Here is a 3,910-nt window from a genome sequence, read left to right as displayed (position 1 = left end):
CAAAATTGCCGTTAACGTCCCAGGGCTTTATGAAGGTGGGGATTTTTATTACTGATGTTTACAAATATACCGAAAAGATTGAAAGGGAAAACCTCACTTCGAAGAAGAAAGTGCAAACACTGACCTTTCCCGATAAATCCTAAAACCCCACTTGCATAAAACCCTTGTTAGCAAACGTTTTTATAATTTTTCCAACATTTTTTTCTTTTGCTCTGCGAATTCTTCTTCTGATAGAATGCCGTTCTCTTTTAGTTTGGCTAATTTTTCAATTTGGTCTAAAATTGATGGTTCTGCATTGTTTTGTATGACTACAGTTTGTTGTTCTTTAGGTTGCGAAATGTAGTTTCTCACAAATTCTGCAAATTGCCTAGCTGAAGTTTTTTCAACGTTATCTATTATTGCTATATTTCCAGAAGTATGAATTTTAACTTTTGCTAATAATAAACCAGTTTCATATTGAATTGAACTTATCTTGTCAAGAGGAAAATCCTCAACTTTTAAACCATAAATCAAACCTTTGTCAATGAATACCAAACGTCTATTTGTTGAAACAAGAATTCCTTGTCCATTATTGTAAGTTCCTTGAATTACATTATTAACTTTTTCTCCTTCTGCAAGTATTTGAGGTAATTCATTAATCTCTTTTCTTCCTAAAAACAATGACGTGTTTCCTAAATTTAGATTTTTTAATTCAGTTTTAATTTCGTCAAGTTTTGCGTTTTTGGAATTATTTTCCTCAGCTTTGACTTGTAAAACTTCTTGTACTTGTAGTAAAGTATAATTTTTCAATTTGAAAGCAATACTCGGATTTACATTGTTTATTTTTTTGTAACAACTGGTACAAACTATTCCACCATCGTTAAGTTTTCCAGCACCAAATGTTGGTGTATTAATAAATTTTAGTGCTGTCGAGCACATTACACAATTACTCATATGATTTCTTTTAGTGTTTGAATTTGTCGCGTTTTTTCAAAATGTTTGCTAACGTCCCGCCGGCTTTGTGCTGGTGGGGATTTTTGTTACTGATGTTTACAAATATACCGAAAAGTTTGAAAGAAGAAAGTAGAATAGGAGCAAAGGCTTTTGAATCCAGTTCGTTCCATTATACACCGAAACCCCACTTGCACAAAACCGCTGTTATGCGACGTTCTTTCAAATTTTTAAATCAAATATTTCTTGAGCAACTTCATCACAATGTTTTTTATTTCCACTTAATCCCATACTTTCCGTCGTTAATTGATGCAAATGATTTGAAATTTTAACCTTATCAGCACCTTCGACTTTTAGTTTAAAAATGTATCGAGTATAGCTTTGATATTCGCTTCGGCAGTTTTCATTATTATTAACTCCAATTGGATCCCAACTTTTCCAAAGTATTTCATCTATTTTTTGATAAAGTATTTTTTGCTTTTGAGTCATTTTTGAAAATGCTAATTGTTGTTTAAACGCAACGTTTTTATAGAATGTCGCATAACGTCCCGCCGGCTTTATGTCAGTGGCGGATTTTTTATTACTGACGTTTACAAATATACCGAAAAGAGTGAAAGAAAAACGTGAATTTTAATACAAAAAGTGCGAGCAAAAACTTTCCCAAAAAATCCCAAGCCCCGCCATTGCATAAAACCGCTGTTAACTACAGTTTTTACTAATTAAATTTAAATTATTTAACTTAATTATTCGTTTTGTTTTTATAAAAATTTGGTCAAATTCTTGGCTTCTCATAATTAAGTTTGTGATAACATAATTTTCACCACTTATAGTATTTAACCTCACGAAATCATACTCGCTAGTAAGGTTTTTAGAATTTTTATTTGATAAATTGAATTCTATTGACATTAAATCTTTTTCGGTAATTATTATGTTTTCATTCTTAGTTTCAATTACCAATTCATTATTTACCGAATCAATAGTTATGCATTTTCCTTTTTCATTAATGTAGAACTGTAAAAACAAAACTAAAATTGTACCGAAATAATAAGTTGTATATAATGTAAGTAGAGTAATAACGATTCCAATGTAGCCAAGTTTATTGTTTTGATTTAAAAAACCTTGTAAAGCATTAAAAGCAATATAAATCATTACTAAATTTAAAAAAAGCAACATAAGAATAAATAGAATTCTCATTGCTAATTTACTTATTGACAATTTGTAAATTTTAGGATTACCCATTTAGTTACGTTTTGTTTGGCGCAAAATTGTAGTTAACGTCCCGCCGGCTTTATGTCAGTGGCGGATTTTTTATTACTGACGTTTACAAATATACCGAAAAGAGTGAAAGAAAAACGTGAATTTTTATGCAAGAAGTGCGAGCACAAACTTTTCCAAAAAATCCCAAGCCCCGCCATTGCATAAAACCGCTGTTGTGCGACGTTTTTATTTTAAGCTAACTTTTAAAACCTTTGTAATATTTATTTTTTTTCGTGTTTATTTATACCACGAATAGTCAATATCATAGCTAAAATTAATAGCAAATTTGAGCCAATTCCAAAATAGTTGTTTTCACTTGAGTTTTTAAAATTCAAAGTGGAAATATTTACAATCAATAAGATTGCGCTGAGAATTATTAAAATGTATGCAATTTTCTTTCTACTCATAATATTAGTTTTCGTCAAGCCAAAATGTTGCACAACGTCCCGCCGGCTTCATGAAGTTGCGGAATTTTATTACTGATGTTTACAAATATACCGAAAAGAATAGAAGAGAAAACTTATTTCGAAGAAAGAAAAATATTCACTGACCATTACCAATTAAAACTGAACAAAGCAATTTCATGAAACCGCTGTTGTGCGTAGTTATTTTTTATACATATCTCTTTTAACGTTATCTATTATTATCGCTTCAATTTTTACTAAATCCTTATAATCTCTAATTCGATTTTCGCATCGTGGACATTCAGCTGTTTTTCCATATACATAACTATCGTCTAAATGCATTGATGTTCCACATTTGTTGCAAGCAATTGTTAAATCTTCGATATTCCATTTATGCGTTAGAACGTTTTTAGTCCACTTCCATCTCCAATTTAACCCATTTATATTGTCTTCAGTATAATTTAACCAATCAGCGTCATTTTGGGTAGTTAAATTTTCATTAGGTTTTTTGAATGCTTTTATTATTGATTTTATTATCCAAATTGTAATAAAAAATATAAGGATTTGCCAGATTTTTAACTGAAATTCAAAAATGTGGTTCCAAATCCATTTTAATAGATTCCAAAATGTAGAAAGTATAGGTTTCGCTTTTATAAAATCATAAATAGCTGTAAAAAATATACTTACAAATGCTCCGAAAATTGCAATCTTATATTCGTTATTGTTTTTCAATTTCAATTAAGTTTGGTTATAATTACGCACAACGTCCCGCCGGCTTTAAGAAGTTGGGGATTTTTATTCCCAAACCATTCCATTAGGACTGAAGTCAAATATATAAAATTGCCTTTAAATTTTGCCTAAAGCCCCAATTTTTTAAAACCGCTGTTAGCGGTAGTTTCTATTAATTCATTTATAGTTTACATAAATTCACAGTTAGAGAATTCAATAGTTCTTGTTCCAGCAGTTGTTTCAATTTTTATCTTATGCCGTGTTACAATCCATTTATTTTTTTCAGTTGATAAATCTTTATTTATTTCGCCCAAATCTATAATGTTTAATATTGTTGGTAAACTGCCAAAAGGAATTTCTTCAACGCTATAAAAAGTCACATCTTCGAATCTTAAAACTTTGTTTTCATAAATGTTATTTTTCCAATCTGTGGGAAAATCTAATAGAAATTCAATTGTTTGACCATTAGGATTTTCCGTAACTTTTTGTATTTGAGAATCATGAAATGAAATTTCGCTAAAGATCATAGTTTTCGTTCTTGTTTATGGATTTCGTCATGCCGAAATTACCGCTAACGTCCCGCCGGCTTT

Annotated in this window: 5 protein-coding genes; all 5 read right to left on the bottom strand. The window is 30.2% G+C overall.

Translation table 11 applies throughout. From position 1 onward, the window contains the following. Window positions 1-180: 180 nt before the first annotated feature. Entirely contained in the window at window positions 181-933 is a 753-nt protein-coding gene (locus FCR2A7T_RS03420) for a PH domain-containing protein (RefSeq protein WP_023569880.1), read from the bottom strand. A gap of 219 nt (window positions 934-1,152) precedes the next feature. Continuing rightward, a complete protein-coding gene (locus FCR2A7T_RS03415) occupies window positions 1,153-1,419 on the bottom strand; it encodes a hypothetical protein (protein WP_023569879.1) in 267 nt (88 codons plus the stop codon). 210 nt (window positions 1,420-1,629) lie between these two features. Beyond that, window positions 1,630-2,169, bottom strand: coding sequence for a hypothetical protein (locus FCR2A7T_RS03410; protein WP_023569878.1), 540 nt, complete (start codon window positions 2,167-2,169; stop codon window positions 1,630-1,632). 623 nt (window positions 2,170-2,792) lie between these two features. Further along, window positions 2,793-3,323, bottom strand: coding sequence for a hypothetical protein (locus tag FCR2A7T_RS03405; RefSeq protein ID WP_131473148.1), 531 nt, complete (start codon window positions 3,321-3,323; stop codon window positions 2,793-2,795). Window positions 3,324-3,508: 185 nt separating this feature from the next. After that, window positions 3,509-3,847, bottom strand: coding sequence for a hypothetical protein (locus FCR2A7T_RS03400; RefSeq protein WP_023569875.1), 339 nt, complete (start codon window positions 3,845-3,847; stop codon window positions 3,509-3,511). Window positions 3,848-3,910 lie beyond the last annotated feature (63 nt).

The sequence above is a fragment of the Flavobacterium cauense R2A-7 genome (genome assembly GCF_000498475.1).
Lineage (GTDB): Bacteria > Bacteroidota > Bacteroidia > Flavobacteriales > Flavobacteriaceae > Flavobacterium > Flavobacterium cauense.
Note: the sequence above shows the minus strand (reverse complement) of the source record. Positions and strands in the feature narration are given on the sequence as shown.